Origin of the sequence: Cytobacillus sp. FSL R5-0377 (assembly GCF_038004385.1) — a bacterium.
In the GTDB taxonomy this organism is placed as follows: Bacteria; Bacillota; Bacilli; order Bacillales; family Cytobacillaceae; genus Cytobacillus.
In genome coordinates this window covers 1-21,788 of the sequence record NZ_JBBORA010000002.1, presented here as the reverse complement: position 1 = coordinate 21,788, position 21,788 = coordinate 1, and the positions used below count along the sequence as shown (strand labels likewise).

At 34.8% G+C, this 21,788-nt stretch carries 16 protein-coding genes and 7 pseudogenes; 16 read left to right on the top strand and 7 right to left on the bottom strand.

All coding sequences use genetic code 11. The features are described 5' to 3' along the window. Positions 1–7 precede the first annotated feature (7 nt). The 6 genes and pseudogenes from NSQ49_RS24995 to NSQ49_RS24970 form a co-directional block, all read left to right on the top strand. Positions 8–214: a DUF1657 domain-containing protein gene (locus NSQ49_RS24995; protein ID WP_009336483.1), complete on the top strand. Its 207-nt coding sequence runs from the start codon at positions 8–10 to the stop codon at positions 212–214. A 29-nt stretch (positions 215–243) separates the two neighbouring features. Further along, positions 244–1,104 (top strand): DUF421 domain-containing protein, encoded by an 861-nt coding sequence (locus tag NSQ49_RS24990; RefSeq protein ID WP_159868078.1) that lies wholly within the window; start codon positions 244–246, stop codon positions 1,102–1,104. Between the two features lie 115 nt (positions 1,105–1,219). Then, a pseudogene (locus tag NSQ49_RS24985) lies at positions 1,220–1,727 on the top strand (DUF421 domain-containing protein). A gap of 352 nt (positions 1,728–2,079) precedes the next feature. Continuing rightward, positions 2,080–3,572, top strand: a pseudogene (locus NSQ49_RS24980) (phospholipase D-like domain-containing protein). A 122-nt stretch (positions 3,573–3,694) separates the two neighbouring features. After that, complete coding sequence (locus NSQ49_RS24975) at positions 3,695–4,228, top strand: DUF421 domain-containing protein (protein WP_341040619.1); 534 nt, start codon at positions 3,695–3,697, stop codon at positions 4,226–4,228. Next, positions 4,210–4,524: pseudogene (locus tag NSQ49_RS24970) on the top strand (Tn3 family transposase); the annotation flags it as partial. The gene NSQ49_RS24975 and the pseudogene NSQ49_RS24970, both read left to right, overlap by 19 nt. A gap of 908 nt (positions 4,525–5,432) precedes the next feature. Here the strand turns inward: NSQ49_RS24970 and NSQ49_RS24965 are convergent. Continuing rightward, complete coding sequence (locus NSQ49_RS24965) at positions 5,433–5,891, bottom strand: hypothetical protein (protein WP_236566279.1); 459 nt, start codon at positions 5,889–5,891, stop codon at positions 5,433–5,435. Positions 5,892–6,097: 206 nt separating this feature from the next. Between NSQ49_RS24965 and NSQ49_RS24960 the strand changes: the two are divergent. Next, positions 6,098–6,266: pseudogene (locus NSQ49_RS24960) on the top strand (DUF1657 domain-containing protein). Positions 6,267–7,057: 791 nt separating this feature from the next. On the opposite strand, the gene NSQ49_RS24955 reads toward NSQ49_RS24960, so the two are convergent. The 4 genes and pseudogenes from NSQ49_RS24955 to NSQ49_RS24940 form a co-directional block, all read right to left on the bottom strand. Further along, positions 7,058–7,498 carry a hypothetical protein gene (locus NSQ49_RS24955; RefSeq protein ID WP_396105986.1) on the bottom strand — a complete coding sequence of 147 codons (441 nt, stop codon included), beginning with the start codon at positions 7,496–7,498 and terminating at the stop codon, positions 7,058–7,060. A 106-nt stretch (positions 7,499–7,604) separates the two neighbouring features. Further along, complete coding sequence (locus NSQ49_RS24950) at positions 7,605–8,120, bottom strand: hypothetical protein (protein WP_235252822.1); 516 nt, start codon at positions 8,118–8,120, stop codon at positions 7,605–7,607. Positions 8,121–8,628: 508 nt separating this feature from the next. Next, entirely contained in the window at positions 8,629–8,868 is a 240-nt protein-coding gene (locus NSQ49_RS24945) for a Ger(x)C family spore germination C-terminal domain-containing protein (protein ID WP_071158518.1), read from the bottom strand. Between the two features lie 146 nt (positions 8,869–9,014). After that, positions 9,015–11,971, bottom strand: a pseudogene (locus NSQ49_RS24940) (Tn3 family transposase). A gap of 146 nt (positions 11,972–12,117) precedes the next feature. Here NSQ49_RS24940 and NSQ49_RS24935 point away from each other — a divergent pair. The 3 genes and pseudogenes from NSQ49_RS24935 to NSQ49_RS24925 form a co-directional block, all read left to right on the top strand. Next, on the top strand, positions 12,118–12,693 hold the full coding sequence (locus NSQ49_RS24935; protein ID WP_159868072.1) for a recombinase family protein: 576 nt from the start codon (positions 12,118–12,120) through the stop codon (positions 12,691–12,693). 457 nt (positions 12,694–13,150) lie between these two features. Then, positions 13,151–13,939, top strand: a complete 789-nt coding sequence (locus NSQ49_RS24930) for a cupin domain-containing protein (RefSeq protein ID WP_341071704.1) — start codon at positions 13,151–13,153, stop codon at positions 13,937–13,939. Between the two features lie 340 nt (positions 13,940–14,279). Further along, positions 14,280–14,408, top strand: a pseudogene (locus NSQ49_RS24925) (DUF421 domain-containing protein); the annotation flags it as partial. Between the two features lie 85 nt (positions 14,409–14,493). Here the strand turns inward: NSQ49_RS24925 and NSQ49_RS24920 are convergent. Then, positions 14,494–15,410: pseudogene (locus NSQ49_RS24920) on the bottom strand (ferritin family protein). 386 nt (positions 15,411–15,796) lie between these two features. Between NSQ49_RS24920 and NSQ49_RS24915 the strand changes: the two are divergent. From NSQ49_RS24915 to NSQ49_RS24890, 6 genes are all read left to right on the top strand, one after another. After that, on the top strand, positions 15,797–16,924 hold the full coding sequence (locus tag NSQ49_RS24915) for a tyrosine-type recombinase/integrase (protein WP_159868066.1): 1,128 nt from the start codon (positions 15,797–15,799) through the stop codon (positions 16,922–16,924). Next, positions 16,921–18,885: a tyrosine-type recombinase/integrase gene (locus NSQ49_RS24910; protein WP_159868063.1), complete on the top strand. Its 1,965-nt coding sequence runs from the start codon at positions 16,921–16,923 to the stop codon at positions 18,883–18,885. The genes NSQ49_RS24915 and NSQ49_RS24910 overlap by 4 nt, the downstream gene beginning before the upstream one ends. Beyond that, the gene (locus tag NSQ49_RS24905) at positions 18,875–19,261 is read left to right on the top strand and encodes a DUF6262 family protein (protein ID WP_136381325.1); all 387 of its coding nucleotides are present in this window, start codon (positions 18,875–18,877) and stop codon (positions 19,259–19,261) included. Before NSQ49_RS24910 ends, NSQ49_RS24905 begins: the two co-directional genes overlap by 11 nt. Positions 19,262–19,431: 170 nt before the next feature. Then, positions 19,432–19,893 carry a VOC family protein gene (locus NSQ49_RS24900; protein WP_061792571.1) on the top strand — a complete coding sequence of 154 codons (462 nt, stop codon included), beginning with the start codon at positions 19,432–19,434 and terminating at the stop codon, positions 19,891–19,893. 207 nt (positions 19,894–20,100) lie between these two features. Further along, entirely contained in the window at positions 20,101–20,595 is a 495-nt protein-coding gene (locus tag NSQ49_RS24895) for a hypothetical protein (protein ID WP_159871952.1), read from the top strand. Further along, positions 20,571–21,518, top strand: coding sequence for a DNA cytosine methyltransferase (locus NSQ49_RS24890; RefSeq protein WP_159871954.1), 948 nt, complete (start codon positions 20,571–20,573; stop codon positions 21,516–21,518). Before NSQ49_RS24895 ends, NSQ49_RS24890 begins: the two co-directional genes overlap by 25 nt. Positions 21,519–21,584: 66 nt before the next feature. On the opposite strand, the gene NSQ49_RS24885 is transcribed toward NSQ49_RS24890, so the two are convergent. Continuing rightward, a partial coding sequence (locus NSQ49_RS24885; RefSeq protein ID WP_341071701.1) for a hypothetical protein occupies positions 21,585–21,788 on the bottom strand: 204 nt, incomplete at its 5' end.

Here is a 21,788-nt window from a genome sequence, read left to right as displayed (position 1 = left end):
AATTAGGATGACAGTAGGATCAGATGTTAAACAGTGTTTTGCCAGTCTAAAAGGGGTAGAAGCAAGTCTCTCAAGTTTAGCATTACGGACTCTTGATGATGAATCGAAGCGAACTTTGCATGAGGCTATGATGGTAGTACACGAAGTAACAAAAGATTTAAAAAAAAGAGTAGGAGAACTAGAAGGAGAGGAACTTCAGTACAAAGGTTTCTAGAAAAACTATATTTACAGGGGGTGTAAGCAGTGCCTGAATGGTTAGATATAGCTGTACGCTCAGCATTATTTGTTGCTGTTTTATTTTTCATTACAAAATGGTTAGGGAAAAAGCAAATTTCCGAACTATCTTTCTTTGAATATGTCACCGGTATTTCTATTGGGAGTATTGGTGCAGAAGTGGCTATGGGACTTGAGCGGAACATTTTTCACGGAATTATTGGAATTGTCATTTTTGCGGCTATTCCCTTTTTCGCTGGTTTAATTTCATTAAAAAGTAAACGTTTTCGCAATTTTATAGAAGGAAAAGCAACTGTATTTATCAAAGATGGGAAGATTATGGAAGATAATTTAAAAAAGGAAAGATATACGACAGATGAACTGTTAGATCTCCTTCGCAGGAAGGATGTCTTTCAAGTCTCTGATGTAGAATTTGCTGTTTTAGAGGCAACAGGTGATTTATCTGTGATGCTAAAGAAAGAAAATCAACCTTTAACAGCAAAGGATATAAACTTGAAGGTTGCTTCAATCAAGGAGCCTCAGACCATTATTATGGATGGTACAATAATGGATGAACCACTAGCCACGATTGGACGAAGTCGGGCTTGGCTACAAACTGAATTAGAAAAACTAGGGGTAACGATTGAAAATGTATTTCTGGGACAGGTTAATTCTTACGGAGAGTTAACGATTGATCTGTTTGACGATAAATTACAAGTCGCACCCCCACAAGAAAGACCCTTAATTCTTTCAACCTTGAAAAAATGTCAAGCAGACTTAGAACTATTTGCTCTTGGAACGGAATCAAAAGAGGCCAAACAAATGTATAGGTTAAACAGTGAAAAATTACAAGAAGCCATTGATAAAGTGACCCCTATTTTAAAAGGATAAGGATTTAGCTTAGATTCATACATGACGAAAAAAAGATACCATTTTTAATTGAAATAAGTTTAAAAACCTTAGTCCAATTTCGGACTAAGGTGAATTTTTTTACGAGGTGTTAGAAGTGTCTATTTTTTTAGTTAAAGTTATTTTTATCTATATTGTGTTTATTGTAGCAGTAAATATTTTAGGGAAATCAGCTCTAGCCCAACTTACCCCTCATGATTTTGGAGCGATTCTTTTTTTATCTTAATCGAAATTTAAAGGAAAGTAGATATCCTTTACCTGAGCTGTTGTCTAATTTAAGAACATCAGGATATCCGGATATTCACGATATTGAATATGCGATTTTGGAAGCAACAGGTGAAATTAGCATTTTTCCAAGAAAAGAATTAGTTCCTATTACTCCAAAAGAGTTACATATGAAAGTGGAATACCGCGGATTACCCATAGCCGTTGTCATTGAAGGGAAAGTGCAAAAGCGTAAATTAAAATTTATCAACAAAAATGAAAAGTGGTTAAAGGAAGAACTAAAGGCAAAGGGATATCTTCAAATCAAAGATATTTTTTATGCTGCTGTTAGAGATACCGATCATTCATTAACCATTAACAAAAAAGATGTTAACGACTAATTTTAAGACGATTTCCTCCCAATATAAATTAATGTTTTCTCTTATTTACTCCTTATTGCATTTACCACTTTCATTTTCCAAATTTATAAAAAATTATACCTATATTTAGGAATTTACCAGATGGTAATTTTCAAAATCACTAAGTCTCTAGTTAGGACAGTGCCCAGATCATTACGCCTTTCGTGATGTCAGAACTTTCCCAACCTTAATTCTCTTTTTTTCGTTCTTAATATCTTATACAAGTTCTTATAAAGGTAGTCCATAATATATAACAGACAATCCCTTCATATTCCATACGTATACTGGTTACATAGTTTGTACATGTTAAGAGAAACAGAAGGAGGGATTCCAGTTGGAGTGGATTTTTTATCTATACCTGTTAAATATGTTCTTTATCTTATTCATAGCAATTTGGGAAGTTCGTCGGCCTGCCAAGGCTTTGAATTGGATAATAATCGTCCTTTTTTTACCTGTCATTGGTTTCTGGCTATATCTTAGCATATCAAACCCTAAGTTTATTCATCGAAAAAGATTGACCTGTTCTAAAAATGAATCTAACAAATTACCTGAGACATTCGGTGCTTCAGCATCGGTAATTGCCAATGCTTTACGGCATTTCACTGTGAATGGGCTTCGAATGGGCCAAGTCCAAGTGTTTAACAATGGGATAGCAAAATATGATCAACTCCTTGTATCCCTGCAAAAAGCCCAAGAAACAATTGATCTGGAATATTTCATATATCGGAATGACCAAATTGGTAATCGAATCACAGAACTGCTAATCGAAAAAGCATTAAATGGAGTGCAGGTTCGTTTTATGAGAGATAGCTTGGGGAGTTATAAATTCCCGCGTGAAAAAATCCGGCAGATGGTTGAAGCAGGGATAGAATGCAGGACAATATTTCCTCTGCGATTTCCCTGGATTTTGTCCAATTGGAATTATCGGGATCATTGTAAGATGGCCATAATCGACGGAAAGGTAGCTTTTAATGGTGGCATTAACTAGGATATGAATATACAGGATTGAAGCCTGACGTTGGCTTCTGGCGGGATACTCATTTGCAAGTCATAGGAGAAGCATCATCCGATTTGCAGACTGTTTTTGATGTTCATTGGGAAATCGCTGTGCCGGAAAGGATAAAATCAAAAACAAATTTGAAAACAAAATCAGAGGTAACGAAAATCAATTCAATCGGCAGAGCAGATCATTCCAAATGGTCAGCCGAATTGGGATCAGAGTTGAGCACCCTTGATGAAAAAGAAATGGACATATCCGCAAAAACTAGGACATTGCATAAAGCGTATATCCATACGTTGGAAGGAAACCCTGGAATTCCTACCCCAGTCATTCGGCAAGCTTACTTTATATGTATAACACAGGCGACCAAGACTATTGATTTAACAACACCCTATTTTGTACCAGAAACGGATATTATCATGGCATTAAAGACAGCAGTAGCTCGTGGTGTCCGTGTAAGATTGCTGGTTCCTCGCCACAATAATCAAAAAATCGTGGGCCTTGCAAGCCGTACTTATTACGGAGAACTTATAGAAACTGGAGTCGAAATCTACCAGTACGATAAAGGAATGATACATGCAAAAGTGTTGATCATCGATGAGGAAATTGCAGAAGTAGGCTCAGCAAACTATGATATGAGAAGTTTTCGCCTGCATTATGAGGTGTGTCAAGTTTTATACAGTGCTGATGTGGCGAGGGAACTCACTGAGCAGTTCCAACGAGATCTTACTGATTCTGTACCATTAAAAATTGAAGACTTGCTGCAACGATCCCTGACTGAGCGCATAGTTGAACAGGGTGCTCGCGTGCTTTCTCCATTATTATAAGTTGAAAAAACCCGTATTTTTTATCTTTCTGATTTTAATTTAGCTTACATGTTGTAATATAAATATTTTAAAACATGAGGGATTTTTGAAATCGAGTGAAATATAAAATGGAGGAATAAACTTTGGGTGAAATTTTTTTGGGTTTACTGACAATCAAAGTCATAGTAGGTTTTGTCACCTTATTTTTTATCATTATCATAACAGGCAGAACATCCATCTATCAGTTAACCCCGTTTCACTTAGTTTTTGTATTAGTGCTTGGAGATTTTTTAGGAAATACCATTTATGAAAATAAGGTAGGGATTTTTCACTTTTTATATGCCATCGGATTGTGGACGCTTCTCATGTTGGGGATAGAGTTCTTGACTCTAAAAAATAAATCGACACGTTCTCTCTTATTGGGCGATCCTAACATCATTATTCGGGATGGTATAATGGATAGAAAGTTACTTAAAAAGAACAAATTGGATGTAAATCAAGTATTAAGTATACTTCGACAAAATCAGGTTTTTTCTGTTCGCGAAGTCAAATACGGTATATTGGAAGCTAATGGGCAAATCAGTATATTATTACAATCGAAGTATCAAAAACCAGACATGCAAGATCTCAGTCTTCTAGAAAGTCCAGTATACCTCCCAATAAGGGAGAATCCATGAATGCCTTGGCACGAGCTATTTTCTTCGGAAAACAGGGAGAACTTAGAGAAAGAGCATTACAAGATCATTTACAGCGTGCCAGCTCATTAAATCTAATTATTAATGCCATCAGCATTTGGAATACCGTGTATTTATCACAAGCAATTGAACATTTTAAAAATATAGGAAAATATCAAGAGGAATTGCTTCCTCACATATCACCATTGGGATGGGAACACATAAACTTTCTCGGAGAATATTCATTTATACCTGAGATTTTGAACTCGATACATGCCCTGCGTCCACTTAGGATATAAAAAAGCCTGGTTTTTCTGCTTAACGTAGAAAAATCAGGCTTTTACCTTCTAAAAAATTCCTTAGCGTATTATATCTGCGTTTAGTCGGCAGTACCCCTTTATGGTTTCATCCATGGCAATGCTGTTTATTTGAAGAACATTTTTTTCGCTTTCAACATTTTGGACTCTGGTTATAGGGGTATTAAATCTGTTTTTGACAGCTACAGTTTCATTTTCGTGATTCTCTGTGTTTCTTGTATTTTGTACTAAAAATAGTAACCCTATGGATAAAAGAATAAGTATGGAAACGGTAACCAATAAGGCCCTTGGTATTTTTCTAATGAGACACCTATAAATAGTTTTGTTATTAGCTTGTTTAGTCACAGGGATTTTAACGATGAAATAAATGGAAAATAAAAAAGGAGTTTCGTTTACGTTGCTATTAAAGAAAGGAAAGATGATTAACTTTTGCTATTACTTATTTCTTTATTTGTTTTTTCAAATTAGGGTATGTAGGCAAATGTCTAGTCCTAGGATAATTAGGAAAATAAGATAAAACTAAATATATTCAATTTAAGAAAGGGGAGTTATAAAAATTATACAATATCATAATTACATGTCTTATTATCATCCTCAATATTCCAGCCAGTTTTCGCAATACCCTGAGCTGAAGGAAGTGCTGCAATAACCTATTTAATTGGCATAGACCGTTTATTTAACGGTTGAATCTTAGGGAATTAATAAAATGTTTTAAAAATAGTTGATATGTTCCATGCTTATAAAGGAAAACTAGTAGAGTTGAAATGTTTAAATGTATTTTTGTACTATTGGTTAAAAAAACAACAATTGAGCTTTATCATAACAGTTAAATTTGGAGCAATAAGGCACACCGTTTGAAAACAAACGGTGTGCCTTATTGCTGTTAATATTTATTCATCTATATTATCTGGATCGTTTACATCTTTAGGATCTTCAATGGGTTCTTCTGCATCAGGGACTAAATCAGCTTCATCATCTTTATTTTCATCTATATTATCTGGGTCATTTACATCTTTAGGATCTTCAATTGGCTCTTCTGTATCTGGGTCCACATCATTTTCATCTATATTATCTGGGTCATTTGCATCTTCAGGATCTTCAATGGGTTCTTCTGTGTCAGGATCTACATCCACTTCAGGTGGTGGTGGATCCTTATCCTCTTCTACATTATTACACCCCAATAACATGATGGCAGATAGAAAAACTGCTGTTAATAGCCTTAACCACTTTAGATTCATTTTTATCGTCCTCTCTATTGGTTGTTTACTTTCAATATTATCTTCTCCTTCCACTTTTTTATACGAACATTTTAACTTAACATCAATAAAATTAAGGTCCTTAATCACCAAACAGTAGCGGCCTAGGTGTCAGGAATTGAAGATAAAAATGTAGTACAGAGGAAAAGAGGCTTCTATCAAAAAAATGGTGCCATTTATCAAATGTAATTACATAACTGTGGGTTTTTGGTCATTTAAAAGCAGGATAAAATTGGAAGTTATAAAAAATATTCTTATACATCATTCTAATAAAGTAAAAATTAAAGGCGGCGTTATTTATAACAGTAAAAAATGACGTAAAGACAGCTCTACTAGGATTTGCAGGCTAGCTTCGAAACATTTGCAATCAACAAGCTAAGCAGCTTTACCAAGAGGCTACAAACTCAATCCGTTCTACACAGCGTTGAACCACGCGTTCAACAAATCGAACAAGAAGAACCGCAATAAGCCCAAGATGGAAGCCAAGCTTCCCAAGGCAGTACGCAAGGAGCACAAAATCAATAAGGAAATGAGTTTACAAGCAAAAATAATGAACAACAAGTAAGACAACAAAACAAACAAGCCCAGTCTCATAAAAAAAATAACTGAAGCACACGTTCGTAAAAATTACAATTCTAAGCTTTATGTCGCAACATTCTTGGTATATTACAGAGAGCGAATAAAAACTAAGCTTTCTTACCAAGAGTTGTTTTATAAAAAATATAAAAGGAGCAAGTGTTATGCGATTACCCGAAGACTTTATAAGAGCTAGGCATAAAAAAGAAGGGTTAAGTTTAGATCAATGCTTTTCAAATCCTATCATACATAGGGAGATACATGGGAATAAGGTATTCGTTCCATTGGATTTAAAGAGAATTTGGAATCAATAAAAGTTTTTAGCAATGAAATATAGCAACCGTTTTGATTATAAGGCTATTTTATATATAAGGGATCCCACCAACAAAAAGCGCTTAAAACATACGCTAAGCATAATTCGTCATGAATAAAGCCGATTTTTCCTCAACTTACGAGAAATAATCGGCTTTATGGATAAGGGAACAATCGATTGTCAAAATGAATCCATTCCTAAATACTATTTAAAAACCGGTTGATGTGAAACCATTACCATAATCTAAAAAAAGAGTATTATTCGGGGTGACACAAAAATAATTTATTCAAGTGGATTAACGGACTAGTGCGCCTAATATATGTGATATATATAAAGATATCTTACCATAGTGTAACGGGAGGGTAGTGATTTAGTACAGGATATCTGATGTTAAAAAGACTCCGGCAGGAGGAACGCCGTTCTGATATATAGGAGGTTCAGTGAGTGCTGTATCAGTTGTAGCAATCCAAGTTCCGTACTCACCTGCAAGCAAAGAGGGAGGTTTCATAATAAACTGTCCACTTAAAACGAAATGACGAATTCTAATCGAGGGATCATCAAATATAGATAAGTTACCAAAAAATGAGGCATATGGTGAATCAAAACTTATTTGTTTGGTGTTTTCTTCCCAATACCCATTAATTTGAATAGGTGTACCACGAAAATTAATTGTACCAGATACTTTATTATTACCTGTAATAGAATTAATGATGAGTACTCCCCAAATAATGGGTCGACCGGCTATAGAAGCCGAAATACCCCATTTTGATGGAAAAGGTATACTAACCATGAGTTTCTGTGCAGTTTGCAAAAGTTGATTCCTCGTTTCGTAATAATCATAAATACAAGAGTTTAAAGTTTAATTTCTATCTATACATCAGAGTGTTAAAAAAAGAAAGAAAGTCTAATAAATTATTTTAATATTTATTCATTTTGAATCTTCCATATTCGGTTTCGAACATTTCATTTACTTCCCAAGATTCAACGGTTTTATAAGCTGTTTGTTGATCAAAGCCTTTTCCCAGAAGGTAGGCCATTGCGGCAATTTCAGTTAGCGCATGTTCATAGGAAGTAAGAGCAACTTCTTTTAGACCATAATCAACAAAAGGCTTTATTGCCATTAATGTTTCACTTTTCAAATCCTGATCCGAATTTTCTCTCTCATCGGATTCATTACCCTCTAGATTTGGATGTGCTTCTTTGTATAGCACCTCCCACTGTTCATAAAGACTTGTAGCTGTCTCAAAGTCCTCAGAGTCTACTGTTAAATTTTTTTGTAATTTACTCATTAAATTACGCCATGTCTCTTCCCATTCCTCTAAAGTTCTTAAGTCAAAGAGTTTTGAGAACTTCGGTTTCACACTTTCCCAATGAACATAAATGTCGGTACACCATCCCAATAAATATTTATAGTTTTCCGTTTGGGCTTCCATTTTTTTATCACCCTTTTTAAATTTTTTCACTTCTAAAAAAAGAAGCAATATCGCGTGTAAAATGAGGTTAAATACCTTTTAAAACCAATTTACAATTCTATGGTATGTTTCACTTATGTCCCTAGACTAGGCATTTGTCTCATTTAACAAAATAAATTTTGTTTTCTTTCCAAACGGATAAATATGTTGCATTCTGCAAGTATAATTTTCCTTTGCAAACAAGGCCGGTGTTAAAAGTATAAAGGCATTTTTAAAACGTTCTTAACAAACAGATAAAGAGCAGGTAAGCTGAGGAACTTGATAAAAACCTGAAGGAAAGCCAACTCAATCGATTATGAAGTATATATAGGGGTCCTGCCGACAAAACGCGAATATTATACGCTAAGCAGATGTATTAGAATAAAAAGTCAATTCCATACATTAAGAATTGACTTATGTGTAATTAATGAAGCTCCTTCTATGTAATTTCGCTACTTAATATAGTTCCAGAATTACTCTTTTATCGTTCTTAATAATGTCCGTCTTGGTATTTCAATTTTCCTGAGTTCACTAAATTAACTTGAATGTTGATTTGCTCGATACTATCCTTATTTAAGAAAAATCGCTTTTCTTTTATCTCTTTATTCCATTTCTGGGGGTTCTCACGATATAATATTTCTCCTAACTTATAAACATCCGAATTTATCTCTACTCCTTTCTCAAAAGTCTTTAAAATCTCATCCCTTATTATTTTTTTCAGTGTTAGCAATTAACTTATTTTCACTAATTTCCTTTAACTTTTCGTTTATTCCAGCTTGTACGACTATGTTAATGTTATATAGGGGTAGCGTCAGGAAAATGCGGATTTACAACGCTAAGCCCATTTTCAAGACGATTACCCCAATTTTAACAACGTTAAGACAGTTTTAGTGGTCTTAGAGAATCTAACGCAACCATTTTTTCAGAATTAAAACGGTACTCTCCTAGTAAATTGATATGCTCCCAGCCTAAAGGAGACATATGATGCAACAAATCTTCATTAAAATTACCTAAACCTTTTTGGTATTCAACTGCTTTTGTCAGATATAGAGTATTCCAGACACTAATGGCGTTAATAATTATATTTAAAGCACTGGCTCTTTGCAATTGATGCTGGTTCGTTCCCTAAGCTCTCCTTGTTTTCCGAAGAAAATAGCTCTTGCCAGTCCATTCATCGCTTCTCCTTTATTCAATCCTTTTTGTATTTTTCTTCTTCATGATTCATCCGAAATATAATTCAAAATAAAGATCGTTTTTTCTATTCGGCCCATCTCACGTAAAGCGGTAGCCAAGCTGTTTTGTCTTGAATAAGAACCTAGTTTCCCCATAATAAGGGATGCTGAAACTGTTCCTTCATTTATAGAATGAGCTAATCGCAAAACATCCTCATAATTTTCTTTAATGACCTTTGTATTTATTTGTCCACGTAAAATGGCTTCTAATTTTGGATATTCACTTGCTTTATCTATTGTAAATAATTTCGAGTCTGATAAATCCCTTATTCTTGGAGCAAATTTAAATCCTAATAAATGAGTCAATCCGAATATTTGGTCTGTGTAACCAGCAGTGTCTGTATAATGCTCTTCTATGTTTAGATCCGTCTCATGGTGCAACAAACCATCCAAAACATGAATCGCATCCCTTGAATTAGTATGAATAATCTTTGTGTAGTAAGAAGAGAATTGATCACTAGTAAAACGGTAGATGGTGGCTCCTTTTCCGGTTCCATAATGTGGATTTGCATCTGCATGTAGTGATGAAACACCTAGCTGCATTCTCATACCGTCTGACGAGGATGTTGTACCGTCTCCCCAATAGGAAGATAATTGTAATTTAAAATTTACTAATACGGCTTGGGCTTTATTCATTGCATCTTCATACATGCGCCATTGAGATGCATTGGCTAAATGCTTATATGTAAGTCCGGGTGTTGATTCAGCCATCTTGCTTAAACCTATATTCATTCCCATTCCTAAAAGGGCAGCCAGAATAATAATCGTTTCTTCTTTATCCGGTTTTCGATTATTGGAAGCATGAGTAAATTGCTCATGAAATCCTGTTATATAAGCAATATCCATCAGTAAATCGGTTAATTTTATTCTTGGTAGCATCTGATACAGGCTTGCACTAAATTTTTTTGCTTCTTCTGGAACATCTTTTTCTAAGCGTGCAATTGACAGCTTTCCTTTTTCAAGAGAAACCCCGTCTAACTTGTTGGAATTGGCAGCTAACCACTTTAATCTTTCATTAATGCTGATGGTTCTCTCCGTTATAAAATCCTCGAATGATAAACTAACTGATAATCTCGTATTCTCCTTCGTTTGATTCCATGTATCTTCTGAAAACAAATATTCCTCAAAATCTCTATATTGTCTGCTGCCAACAATGGAAACATCTCCTGCCCGAACATGCTCCCGAAGTTCTGTTAAAACAGCCATTTCATAGTAATGACGATTGATTGTTGTACCATCATCTTCGTATAAATGCTTTTTCCAACGTTTTGAAATAAAATCCACAGGTGAGTCATCAGGCACTTTTCGCTTTCCGGATTCGTTCATGCCGCGGATAATCTCAACAGCTTGTAAAAGTGGCACATTTGCCTTTGTAGAATGAAATTCCAATACCCTTAATAGCGTTGGCGTATATTTTCTAAGTGAATAAAATCTTTTTTGCAGTAAGTCTAAATAATCATAGTCGGTAGGACGTGCAAGCTCCTGAGCCTCTTCCACCGAAGAAACAAAAGAATTCCATTCAATAATGGATTCTAAAACCTCAAAAACATCTAATTTTTCCTTTTTTGCTTTAATTAAAGCTTGTCCGATGTTTGTAAAGTGTATAACCTTCTCATTCAGCTTTTTACCGTTTTGTTTCTGAATTTCTTCTTGAGCCTTACGGCCTTTTGATAACAGATTGAGTATTTGTCTGTCATGAATTTCAAAAGCTTTATCCGTTAACTCCTGAGTAAGATGTAATAAATAGACGGTTAATATCGAATATCGTTTATTTTCTTGAAAGTCACGGAATGCATAAGGCTCATATCTTGAACCTAAGCGAGATAGTTGTAACAGGCGATTGCGATGCAAATGACTAATTTGTACCGTTTCCAATTCCATTTCTCGTATATATTCGAGTCGTTCTATTACTTTTAGAAATGTTTCGGGTGAAGGATGACCCTGTGGTTCCTTTAACCAACCCAATATCGTTTTATTGGATTCGGATGGATGCTGCGAAGTAATGATCTCTTCAAGCTTTTCTTTTTGGTTATTTGTTAGAGTTTGACTAACCGTATTAAATAGCATCTTTTCAGCCATTGCCCTTGCCTCCCACACCAATCTCTCAAGTGTAGTGATAGCAGGCAAAATGATTTTCTTTTTTCTTAGAAAATCTATACATTCATGTAGTAGATGCATGGCAACGCCATTTTCCAAAGCTAATTGATGAAGATGCTTAAATGCTATTCGATATTCTTTTAGTGTAAAAGTTACAAAGTCGTATTCACTTCGAATTTCTTTCAAATGATCCCAAAGTGTATTTTCTCTTTGAGGATAAAGACTAATCGAAGATGAAGTGGCACCGATTTGTTTCGATATATAATGTATGACTGAATCCGGGATGTTTTTGATATGAGTGTATGGCCAACTGGGATACCGAAGAACAGCTAATTGAACGGCGAACCCTAAACGGTTTTCTTCTCTCCTTCGTTTATTGATAATTCCTAAATCCCGTTTGGAAAAAGTGTAGTAGGTTCCTAGCACCCACTCATCTTCAGGAATTTGCATAAGGACCTGTCGCTGTTCCGATGTAAGCAATTCTCTACCTCTCGCAACTTTCATACAGTATCATCTCATTTCTGTAATTATTCAGTTAATTAGTTCAATTATATATCAATAGAGTGTACTCTATTGATACAAGTGTAATAGAGTGATAAAATCATAGTTAAGAGTGTCTCATAAGACTTGTCTCAAAAAGGGGTGATATTTTGCGGAAAATCGGTTATATACGTGTCAGTTCGACTAGCCAAAATCCTTCAAGGCAGTTTCAGCAACTGAACGAAATCGGAATGGATATTATTTTTGAAGAAAAAGTTTCTGGAGCAACAAAGGATCGTGAGCAACTTCAAAAAATGCTAGAGAATTTACAAGAAGGTGACTTTGTTTATGTTACAGACTTAACTCGGATCACTCGAAGTACGCAGGATTTATTTGAATTGATTGATTTAATACGAAGGAAAAAGGCAAGCTTAAAATCACTCAAGGATACATGGCTAGATTTATCAGAGAATAATCCATACAGCCAATTCTTAATTACGGTAATGGCCGGTGTTAACCAATTAGAACGAGATCTTATTCGTATGCGACAACGTGAAGGGATAGAGCTGGCTAAGAAAGAAGGAAAGTTTAAAGGTCGGTTAAAGAAATATCATAAAAATCACGCAGGAATGAATTATGCTGTAAAGCTATATAAAGAAGGAAATATGACCGTAAATCAAATTTGTGAAATTACAAATGTGTCTAGAGCTTCATTATATAGAAAGCTATCCGAAGGGAACAAATAGTCCCTCCTTATCCCATATTCCAGAAAAGGGCCATTATATATCGTTCTTACGGACAAACCCATGATAGTCCTGAAAGGGAGGTGACTTCTCGTTGGTCTCTCGTAGGCACATAAAATTGTGGCTATCTTTTGGCGATAGAAACGTACTGTTATGTATACCTCCAATCGGAGCGTCGGCGTACGTTTTACTTACCACTATAGTGTGTGAAGAAGATACGACAGCAAATGGACCTGCAATGGGATGCTTGAGCCGATGTGTCTTGAAAGGGACTAGTACGGTTCTCAGGGGAGGAAGGGGCAGTGATGCCCCTAACTTACCCGACTTAACTAGAATTGTATAGAGTATTCATTATTTCTTTTAGCCTTGTTATTTGCCCATTATTATCCATTTTGTATACCTATAATTAGGCAACTGCATAAGATGAAAAGGGAAATAAAAACATAAGAGGAGAATGAGTATGTACCATAAATCATCCTATCACCATCAATGGCATAATCCAATGTATTACAACTGGAATCCACATTATTATAATTGGAATAATAATTATTCGAATAACAGCGGAAATTCTTATTTTAGAAACAGCCAATTGAAGGATTATGGGCCAAAGCCATTTGTCGTTAATATCAATGAAGCAACGAAGCAAAACAATACGTATCGTACTGCTTTATGGACAGGACCACATTTACAAGTTACTTTAATGAGTCTCAATGTTGGCGAAGATATCGGTTTGGAAATACATCCTGACGTTGATCAATTCTTACCTATTGAACATGGCCAGGGAATTGTTCAAATGGGCAAGAGGAAAGATAATTTAAACTTTGAAAGAAATGTCTATGATGATTCTGCAGTAATGATACCTGCTGGAACATGGCATAATCTAACTAATACCGGCAATATTCCACTAAAACTTTACTCGATATATGCTCCTCCTAATCATCCATTTGGTACTGTTCATGTTACCAAAGCAGATGCATTGACTGCAGAAGAAGGATCCGATCATGGCAATGGAAATACATTTGTTTTTGGCAGGACTCCAGATGAATGGGTACAGTACACAGAATTTCTAGTAAAAGAAGGGTTAGAGGATGTTAAAAGAGGAATAAATGCTACACACATTCTTCAAGAATTTATTCTAATGGGAGTTCTTGTTGGGAAAGGGTATTCTCCTAAAAAAGCATATGAAACAGTAGAAGAATGGGAACGTACAGGAAAATCTAAACTTCTTCAGCAAAGCAAAATTATGTAAAAAGGATTTTCTAAACCGGGCTGTTGACAAACTAAAGAATCCCATTACCGGACACAACATATTGTAAAATGAAAAAGAAAATGAACACTACATTTAGTAGATATTCATCTTCTTTTTTGCTTAAAGGGGTATTTGTAACAGCCCTTAAACGAAGATCCTTTTTTATTACCAATAACATCGAAAATGTAAATTAAATTGTATAGAGTATTCATGTGTTCCTTAGAGTTAAATACTACAAAACCTGAATATTAATTTAATATTGACCACAAGTTAAAGATAATTGCAATTTAAAAATGGAGTGAGGATATGTCAGAACATTTTGATCCTAACTAATTCATGGTTACAATCAGAGTTAAAAAAACGTAATTTGACACAAAATGATGTTGTTTATGCAGTTTTGGCAGCTAATGGTAATGTATATATTGATACATATAGTGATCATATTCATTCTCCGATTGATAAAGAATAATCTGTTCAGATAAGGAGATTAAAAAGAATACTAGGGGACGAAGTTCATATCCCCTAAAATATCTAAAATGATGTTATAGAAAATTTTAATTCCGAACAAGCCCTCTTTCAAATGCTGCAAGATGATTCAAAGAGGCATTGCGAAGTTGAGAAAAAACGGTTCGAGCATCATTAGGAATATTAAGTGATAGAAACCTTTCGTACATAGAAATATTGTCTTTTTCCCCTTGAACTCCAGCAGTATATGCTGCCTTAATACTTTCTGGAGTTGTAACAAATGACTGAGATTTATCTTCAGGTAACGGTACCTGATAACGTTCAAAAAGTGGTAATAAAGCATTTATATGCCTCAATTCAGCCTCTTTTATTTGTGCAAATGTACGAATATATCCAAAGTTTCCTAGAATATTATCATATCTTGCTTGAGCTAAGTATTCGTCTTGAAGGGCATAAGTCAACATTTGAGGTAAAGTTAATGAGTAAGCACTTAACGCACCCTTAGCACCGTAATTTTCAGTTTGCCTATTGGTGTGAGTTACCTTTAGATTTTTTGAAAAAAAAACAAAAACCATACAGCGTGATTATGTTCGTCTGCGGCTGCTCGTCGAAATCTATCTTTAATAAATGGATCATTCGCTTTATCTGCTATATCTAAATAAAAATCAACGGCTTCTTGTTCATCTTTAAAAGCAAATTCGATTCCTGCTCTATACTTGTTTGGGCATTCCTCGATAATTTGATAAGATGGCTTTTTTCCTGTTAAATTTGTATAAATTTTGCTGAATTCCTCGAGATGGCGTTTTTCATCTTTTTGTATCTCAAGTATTTTGTTCGTTTCATCCTTTGTAGGTGCCATCTTGGCTAACCTCTCATAACAAGCAACAGCACTATACTCCGCATTAATTGCTTTCTGAATATCATTTATAAGTTGAATGTCATTTGGCATACGATAATAATCATTATACTGTGGACTATAATGATAAAAATATTGATTTGAATACATGATTGTCCTCCCTCTGTTTAACTATCAACTTATCTTATGCTTTGTGTATAGGTTGGTGTGTAATTTCATATCTTGTTCTTGTGCTAACAGGTAGCTTTAGTTGAATAAATCCACAAAAAAGTCGGTCCTTTACGTAGAGGAAATCAACTTTTTTAGATTGAAATTTGCTTAACGTTGTAAATCCGCATTTATCTTAACCATCCAAAACGGATGACTTTACAGTATTCAATGTAAAGTTATCCGTTTTTTGTTTCTTTAAAGACTATTTAACCACACTAATTTTTATAGTATTTATAGTAAATAAAGAAAGGAGGAAGATTATCTGAAATTAAGAGATTGAGAGCTTTCTAGAATGAATAAAAGAACAATTTCAACAGGAGGATTTTATGAGAGTAATTACCCTTTCTACAAAAGAAGGAAAGATTCGGTACATGTTAATAGATCATAATAATGAGCCAGTCCGACCAGTTTTACATTATTTAAAGTTTAAGGACAATAGTGGGGCTTCACGTAACACCTTACGGTCGTTCTCATATCATTTAAAACTATTCTATGAATTCCTAGAACAAATAAACAAAGAATTTCGTGATATCGGAATAGATGAAATGGCGGATTTTATGCGGTGGTTACAAAACCCGCACCAGGATGTAAAGGTGTCCCCTATCTTCCCAAAACAACCAATTAGAAAAGCAAAGACAGTAAATATTATCATCAATACTGTTCTCGGATTTTATGACTACCTAATGAGACATGAGGACTATAGTATTCAGCTGACAGAACGTTTAAAGAAACAAGTATCTGGGTCCCGCAAGGGGTTTAAAAGTTTTCTGCACCATATAAACAAAAATAAATCCTTTGCATCTCATATTCTGAAACTAAAAGTGCCTAAACAACAGCCGAAAACACTTTCGAAAGATCAAATAGCATTAATTATGAATGCTTGTGTAAATATAAGGGATCAATTTTTAATACAGCTACTTTGGGAAAGCTCTATGCGTATTGGTGAAGCACTTACTTTATGGCTTGAGGATTTCGAGGTTGATGCGAGAAAAATCCATATACGTGATCGGGGTCAATTGTTTAATCTAGCTGAAATTAAGACGGTATGTAGCCCCCGAAGTATCGATGTATCTGAGGATCTAATTAATATGTACTTTGATTATATTGCTCAATTTCATACTGATGAAGTGGATACAAATCACGTTTTTATTAAGCTGTCAGGGGAAAAAAAAGGACAACCGTTAGAATATACCGATGTAGTAGCGCTGGTTCAGCGTCTGCGTGATAAAACAGGCATTTATTTCACTCCACATATGTTACGCCACACATCATTAACGGAACTAAGAAAGGCTGGCTGGAGAGATGAACATTTAATGAATCGGGCTGGCCACGCTCATATCCAAACAACAATGCAGATGTATATCCATCCTTCGGATGAAGATATTCGAAAAGACTGGGAAAAAGCTCAAGAAAGAATGAAAATCAACAAAGAAAATAAGGAGAATAACGAATGAATTTATCTATTGGATACCTACTCCCAGAAAATAAAGTTAGTGAAATAGCCAAAAAAATCTCTGGGTATTTCGAAAATGACATTTGGGATGCCGATGATGCGGCTTTTAATGATTTTAGAAAATCGGAATGGGGAAAAACTCATCGTAAAATGAATTTTTCAGTATTTCCATCTAAGCTTAAAAATGAGGTTAAGTTTTTTATTCTTACTCGTATTAAAAAAGATGATCTTCAATTGTATTCTGCAGTACACAATTATGCCCGGTCCTTTAAACAGCTGTCTATCTTTCTTAAGAAATATTATCCCAATATTAATAGTTTTGCAGATTTAGAAATAAGTAAAGCATTGATGCAATTAAGATCACATTTAAGTGAATTAGGTTTGAGCATACGAATTTATGGGAGAAGGAAGCTTTCTAATTACGAAAATCTACTTAATCGTTTATTTTTGTTTTATAAAGACTTCTATGATACAAGAGATGAATTTGATAAAGATATCTGGGATGTTAGAAATATTCCTAGTGCAAGATTTCCCGATCACGAATCAAGACATATCCTGAATTTCGAGGATATCCCTATTCCCTTTCGTCCTTTAGCAAAAAAATATTTAAAATTTAGGATCAGTCATTTATCCCTTGGCCAATGTACTCTTGACGTTAGAATATTAAAGTTATTTTTGACATTTATACATGATAAAAATCCTTCTTGGAAGGATTTAAATGCCTTAACACGGAAAGATATCGAAGATTACCTAATATTTCATAATAAGAAGTTTCATGACAAAATACAGTCAAAAAGAAGTTATTTAATCGTCCTAAATGTATTCTTGGAAACAATTGAAAAACTGCAATTCGATGAGGCACCTGCGTTGCCTGTAAATCTATTGTTATTTAAAGAAGATATCCCTAGACCGGTAAAAAAGTCTGAAAATGATATCAAATACATTCCTGAAGGGGTTCTTCAGCAAATTGAGGAAAAGCTAGAGTTCTTAAAACCATCAAAATACGTACCGATTATTGTATTACTTCGGGCAACTGGTTGGAGAATATCGGACATTCTTAATCTACGTTATGATAATTGTTTAGAACAAACACCGCAAGGATGGTACTTATGCGGAGATATTAGAAAAACACAAGTAATGAATCATCGTGTGCCAATTACAAAAGAATTAGCAGAGGTAGTAGAAGCTGTAGTAAAAGTGACTAAAGATCAAAGCAATACGATTAATAATCCTAAAAACTATTTATTTGTGCAGCTAGAAGGTATCCGAAGAGGACGACCCTATAATTATTATGACATTCGCAGAAGTTTGAAGCGCTTTACTGGAGAACAAAAAATAGTTGACGATTCAGGAAAGCCCTTTTTTATCAAAAATCATGCCTTTCGGCATACCAAGGGTGTAGAGCTTCTTAATAACGGAATGAACATATTGCATGTTCAAAAATGGATGGCACACGCTTCCCCAGAAATGACCTTGCATTATGCAAAAATTCTCGATACTACCATGCGTAATTCTTGGGAAGAAGCTACAAAACAAGGTATTTTTCGGGTTGACATTGAAAGTAAACGTCCAGTTAAAATTGAACTTTCGGATATTGAGAATGAAGATATCATTGAATGGGAATATATACGCCATAATTTAGACGCTGTGAAGATGGAGCTTGGCTATTGTATGAAACCTATTAAGCAGCCATGTCCCACTCAAGCGAACCCATGTCTGTCTTGTCGTAATTTCTGTACTACACCCGAATTCATTCCCCAATTTGAAATGGAAATTACGGAAGTTAAAAATGTAATTGAGCGAGGCAGGGCTTTAGGGCGACAAGTATGGATAGATAAGAATCAAACCACTCTAGATCAACTAGAGCCTATTCTAGAAACTTTGAAAAATGGTACAACTCATCATTTTGCCGGGAAAAAAGGTCGCGAATATATTGGAGAGGAACGCACTCATGAGAAGTAAGCATATTAGAAATACCGAAGGTGTAAAAAAACATGCCCAGATGAAAAGCCAAGAGGCGGCTCAAAAGGTAGACAAGGCTATTCAAAGTCTTATCAAAACGAAGGCTAAAATTAACTTTAATCAAGTTGCCATGGAATCAGGTGTATCTAAGGCTTTTCTCTATAACAATCAAGAAATACGGAACCGAATAGAAAGGTTACGAAAGCAGCAAGAAGGGTTAAATACACCGCAAACCATAAAACGTAATATGACGGATGCCAATAAAGATTCGCTTATCGTAGCTAAAAATAATCGAATAAAAAAACTTGAAGAAGAAAACAAACGTCTGAAGGATGAATTATTGAAATTACGTGGTATGGTCTATGACAAATTTTAAGAATAAAGAACTTTACTATTGTATCGGTTTTCCTTAGTGTGCTAATGGATGTTTGTAGAGTAAAATATAATCATTCTTTATTCTACATATAAAGTTGTAGAGAATTTATAACTATTCTCTGAAGTAATAAATTTATATGGTTGTATTATTAATACAAGGGGGTTTTATTAATGATTAAAGGATTATACGAAGCACATTTACCAGTAAGTAATTTGAAAAGGTCTATCGAATTTTATAAAGAACTTGGTTTAGAGTTTGACCACAGCGTAGAGGATAGTTTGGCATTTTTATGGATTGAAAAAAATAAAAGCTGGTTGGGCTTATGGGAAACCGATAAGGTAGAACTTGAATATCATCCTTCAATAAGACACATAGCATTTCAAGTATCGTTAGAAGGATTAAAAAATTCGGTTAGTTGGCTCAAAAGTAAAGGATGTGAACCAAGGGAGGCTTTTGGCTTTGAGCCAGTAGAACCTTTTGTAATGGCACATGATAACTATGCTCACGCTAAAATTCATTTTAATGACCCTGATGGTAATAGTTTGGAATTGATTTGTAAACTCGAAAATCCTAATAAAATAACAAAACGGATGTATTTAAGTGAGTGGGAAAAATTAAATACAAATAAATAGAAAAAGTAGTTTTTCAAGCTACCGGTGGCGTTAATTTATTTTTATAAGACATCATAAATAATCAAACTTATTTAAACCTTTACATCGAATATATGTAAATGATGTGAGAACCATTGATATTCTAATAGTTCTCACATCTAAGTTAAGATAAATGCGGTTTCCTGACGCTACCCCTTACAGGGAAAATTTGAACTGGAGGGATAACAAATGAATCTAAAGTTAAAGAAAGTATATACTGTATCAAAAAAAGGGAAGCCAGAGAAACCTCGACTTTTCCTTCAACATCTTGTATGTGAAGCTGCCGGTTTTAAGGTGAAAGGTGAAGTGTATATTAAAATAAATGAGTTAACCGAAGAGGTAGTATTGCAAAATTTTCCGTTTGAAGATGGAGAAGATGTTCATACTGTTCATGTGGCTTGTAGAAAGAGCAAGATAAGCGGAAAAGAACGGCCTCTAGTTGATACTGCCGGAGATAAATATTGTTCTTTTCTTGATATTAATCAAAAAATAGAAGTTAATGTTTATAAACAAGGCAATAAAGGACAAGTAATTATACGTCCCCTTGAATATAAGTTATTTGAAAACAGCACAATACCAACTCCGAAAAACGAGCGGATCAAATTATTATCTATATGTGCTGGAGCTGGTGTGGGAACTAGCGTTTTGGAGGATACGGGATATTTTCCGCTGTTCAAGAGATAGAATTAGAGGATGATTCCGCTGAAGTATTACTTCATAATTTCCCTAATTCGACGGTTTTTTGTGGGGATCTAAGGGATTGTCAAGATGTAGCTGAAGTTGATATGGCATTCATTACCGCTCCATGCAGCGAACATAGTAGTTTAGGCTTCCAAGAGGGTAATGTAATGAATGATTTAGTCCTTGCAACTGCAAAAATCATTCAATCCTCAAAAGCTGAAGTTTTATTCTTTGAAAATGTTCCTCAATACTATAAAAGTAATGCCTGGGAATCGCTAAAAAATCTATTAAAGGATGATTATCCATTCTGGGGTCAAAAAGAACTGGAAGCATGGGATTTTGGATCCCTTGCCACAAGGAAAAGGACGTATGCTGTAGCATTTAAAGATGAAAAGAGATTCCTGTCATTTGACTTCCCAGCTGCTCCTAAACTCAGAAGGAAAAAATTAAAAGATTTTCTTGACCGCTCAAGTGTGCAGCATGAATGGAAGAGTGTAAGAAAATTTATGGATTCTTTTAACAGTCGTGAAGCCTGGAAGGATAGAAGCTTGGATCTAACTTTTGTTGGTAAGGATGCAGAAAGGATACAATGCATTCCGAAACGGTATACAAGTCAGTGTGCTTCAAATAGTCATGTTTTAAGTGACGATGGTGAGAATTTCCGCTCTCTTTCAATTGATGAAATAAAGAGAATATTGGGGATTCCGGACCATTTTAGTTTCACGGAAAATATACAAAAAATAAGAAAGTATGAAATGCTTGGTCAAAGTGTTGATGGAAGGGTTATTAAAGCTATCGCGAATCGGCTAGCGTATACTTTTATGAAAGTTAAAACTAAAGCTGCAACTGCTACTGAAACATTAAAGAAGCATGTTCAGAGCTACAGTGTTAGTAATTGTGGTCAGCTTGAACTTTTGCTCTCCTAATTTATTGGGAGAGTTTTTTTATACTCTCTTTATACCACAGGATTTGGAAGATTGCTATAATTGCTGTTATGAAAAGTATCTTTCAACTTTAGGGTGCGTTGATCCCAGAAGGATTGAGGCACCTTTTTTACTGAATTCCTTATTCAACAAACGGGGCAGCATTCCTGTAATAAAGGAAAATGGAGTTTGAACAAGAAAATAACCTCTTGGTAGAATGAGAGAGTCCTGAAGCCGGGAAGCGAAAAGGACATTACTCAAATACCAGGAGGC

Bases quoted from the DNA above. Each gene is read 5' to 3' on its own strand.
- NSQ49_RS24995 (WP_009336483.1), top strand. From the start codon at position 8: ATGACAGTAGGATCAGATGTTAAACAGTGTTTTGCCAGTCTAAAAGGG.
- NSQ49_RS24950 (WP_235252822.1), bottom strand. From the start codon at position 8,120: ATGGAAGCCCAAACGGAAAACTATAAATATTTATTGGGATGGTGTACC.
- NSQ49_RS24930 (WP_341071704.1), top strand. From the start codon at position 13,151: ATGTACCATAAATCATCCTATCACCATCAATGGCATAATCCAATGTAT.
- NSQ49_RS24915 (WP_159868066.1), top strand. From the start codon at position 15,797: ATGAGAGTAATTACCCTTTCTACAAAAGAAGGAAAGATTCGGTACATG.
- NSQ49_RS24910 (WP_159868063.1), top strand. From the start codon at position 16,921: ATGAATTTATCTATTGGATACCTACTCCCAGAAAATAAAGTTAGTGAA.
- NSQ49_RS24905 (WP_136381325.1), top strand. From the start codon at position 18,875: ATGAGAAGTAAGCATATTAGAAATACCGAAGGTGTAAAAAAACATGCC.
- NSQ49_RS24900 (WP_061792571.1), top strand. From the start codon at position 19,432: ATGATTAAAGGATTATACGAAGCACATTTACCAGTAAGTAATTTGAAA.
- NSQ49_RS24895 (WP_159871952.1), top strand. From the start codon at position 20,101: ATGAATCTAAAGTTAAAGAAAGTATATACTGTATCAAAAAAAGGGAAG.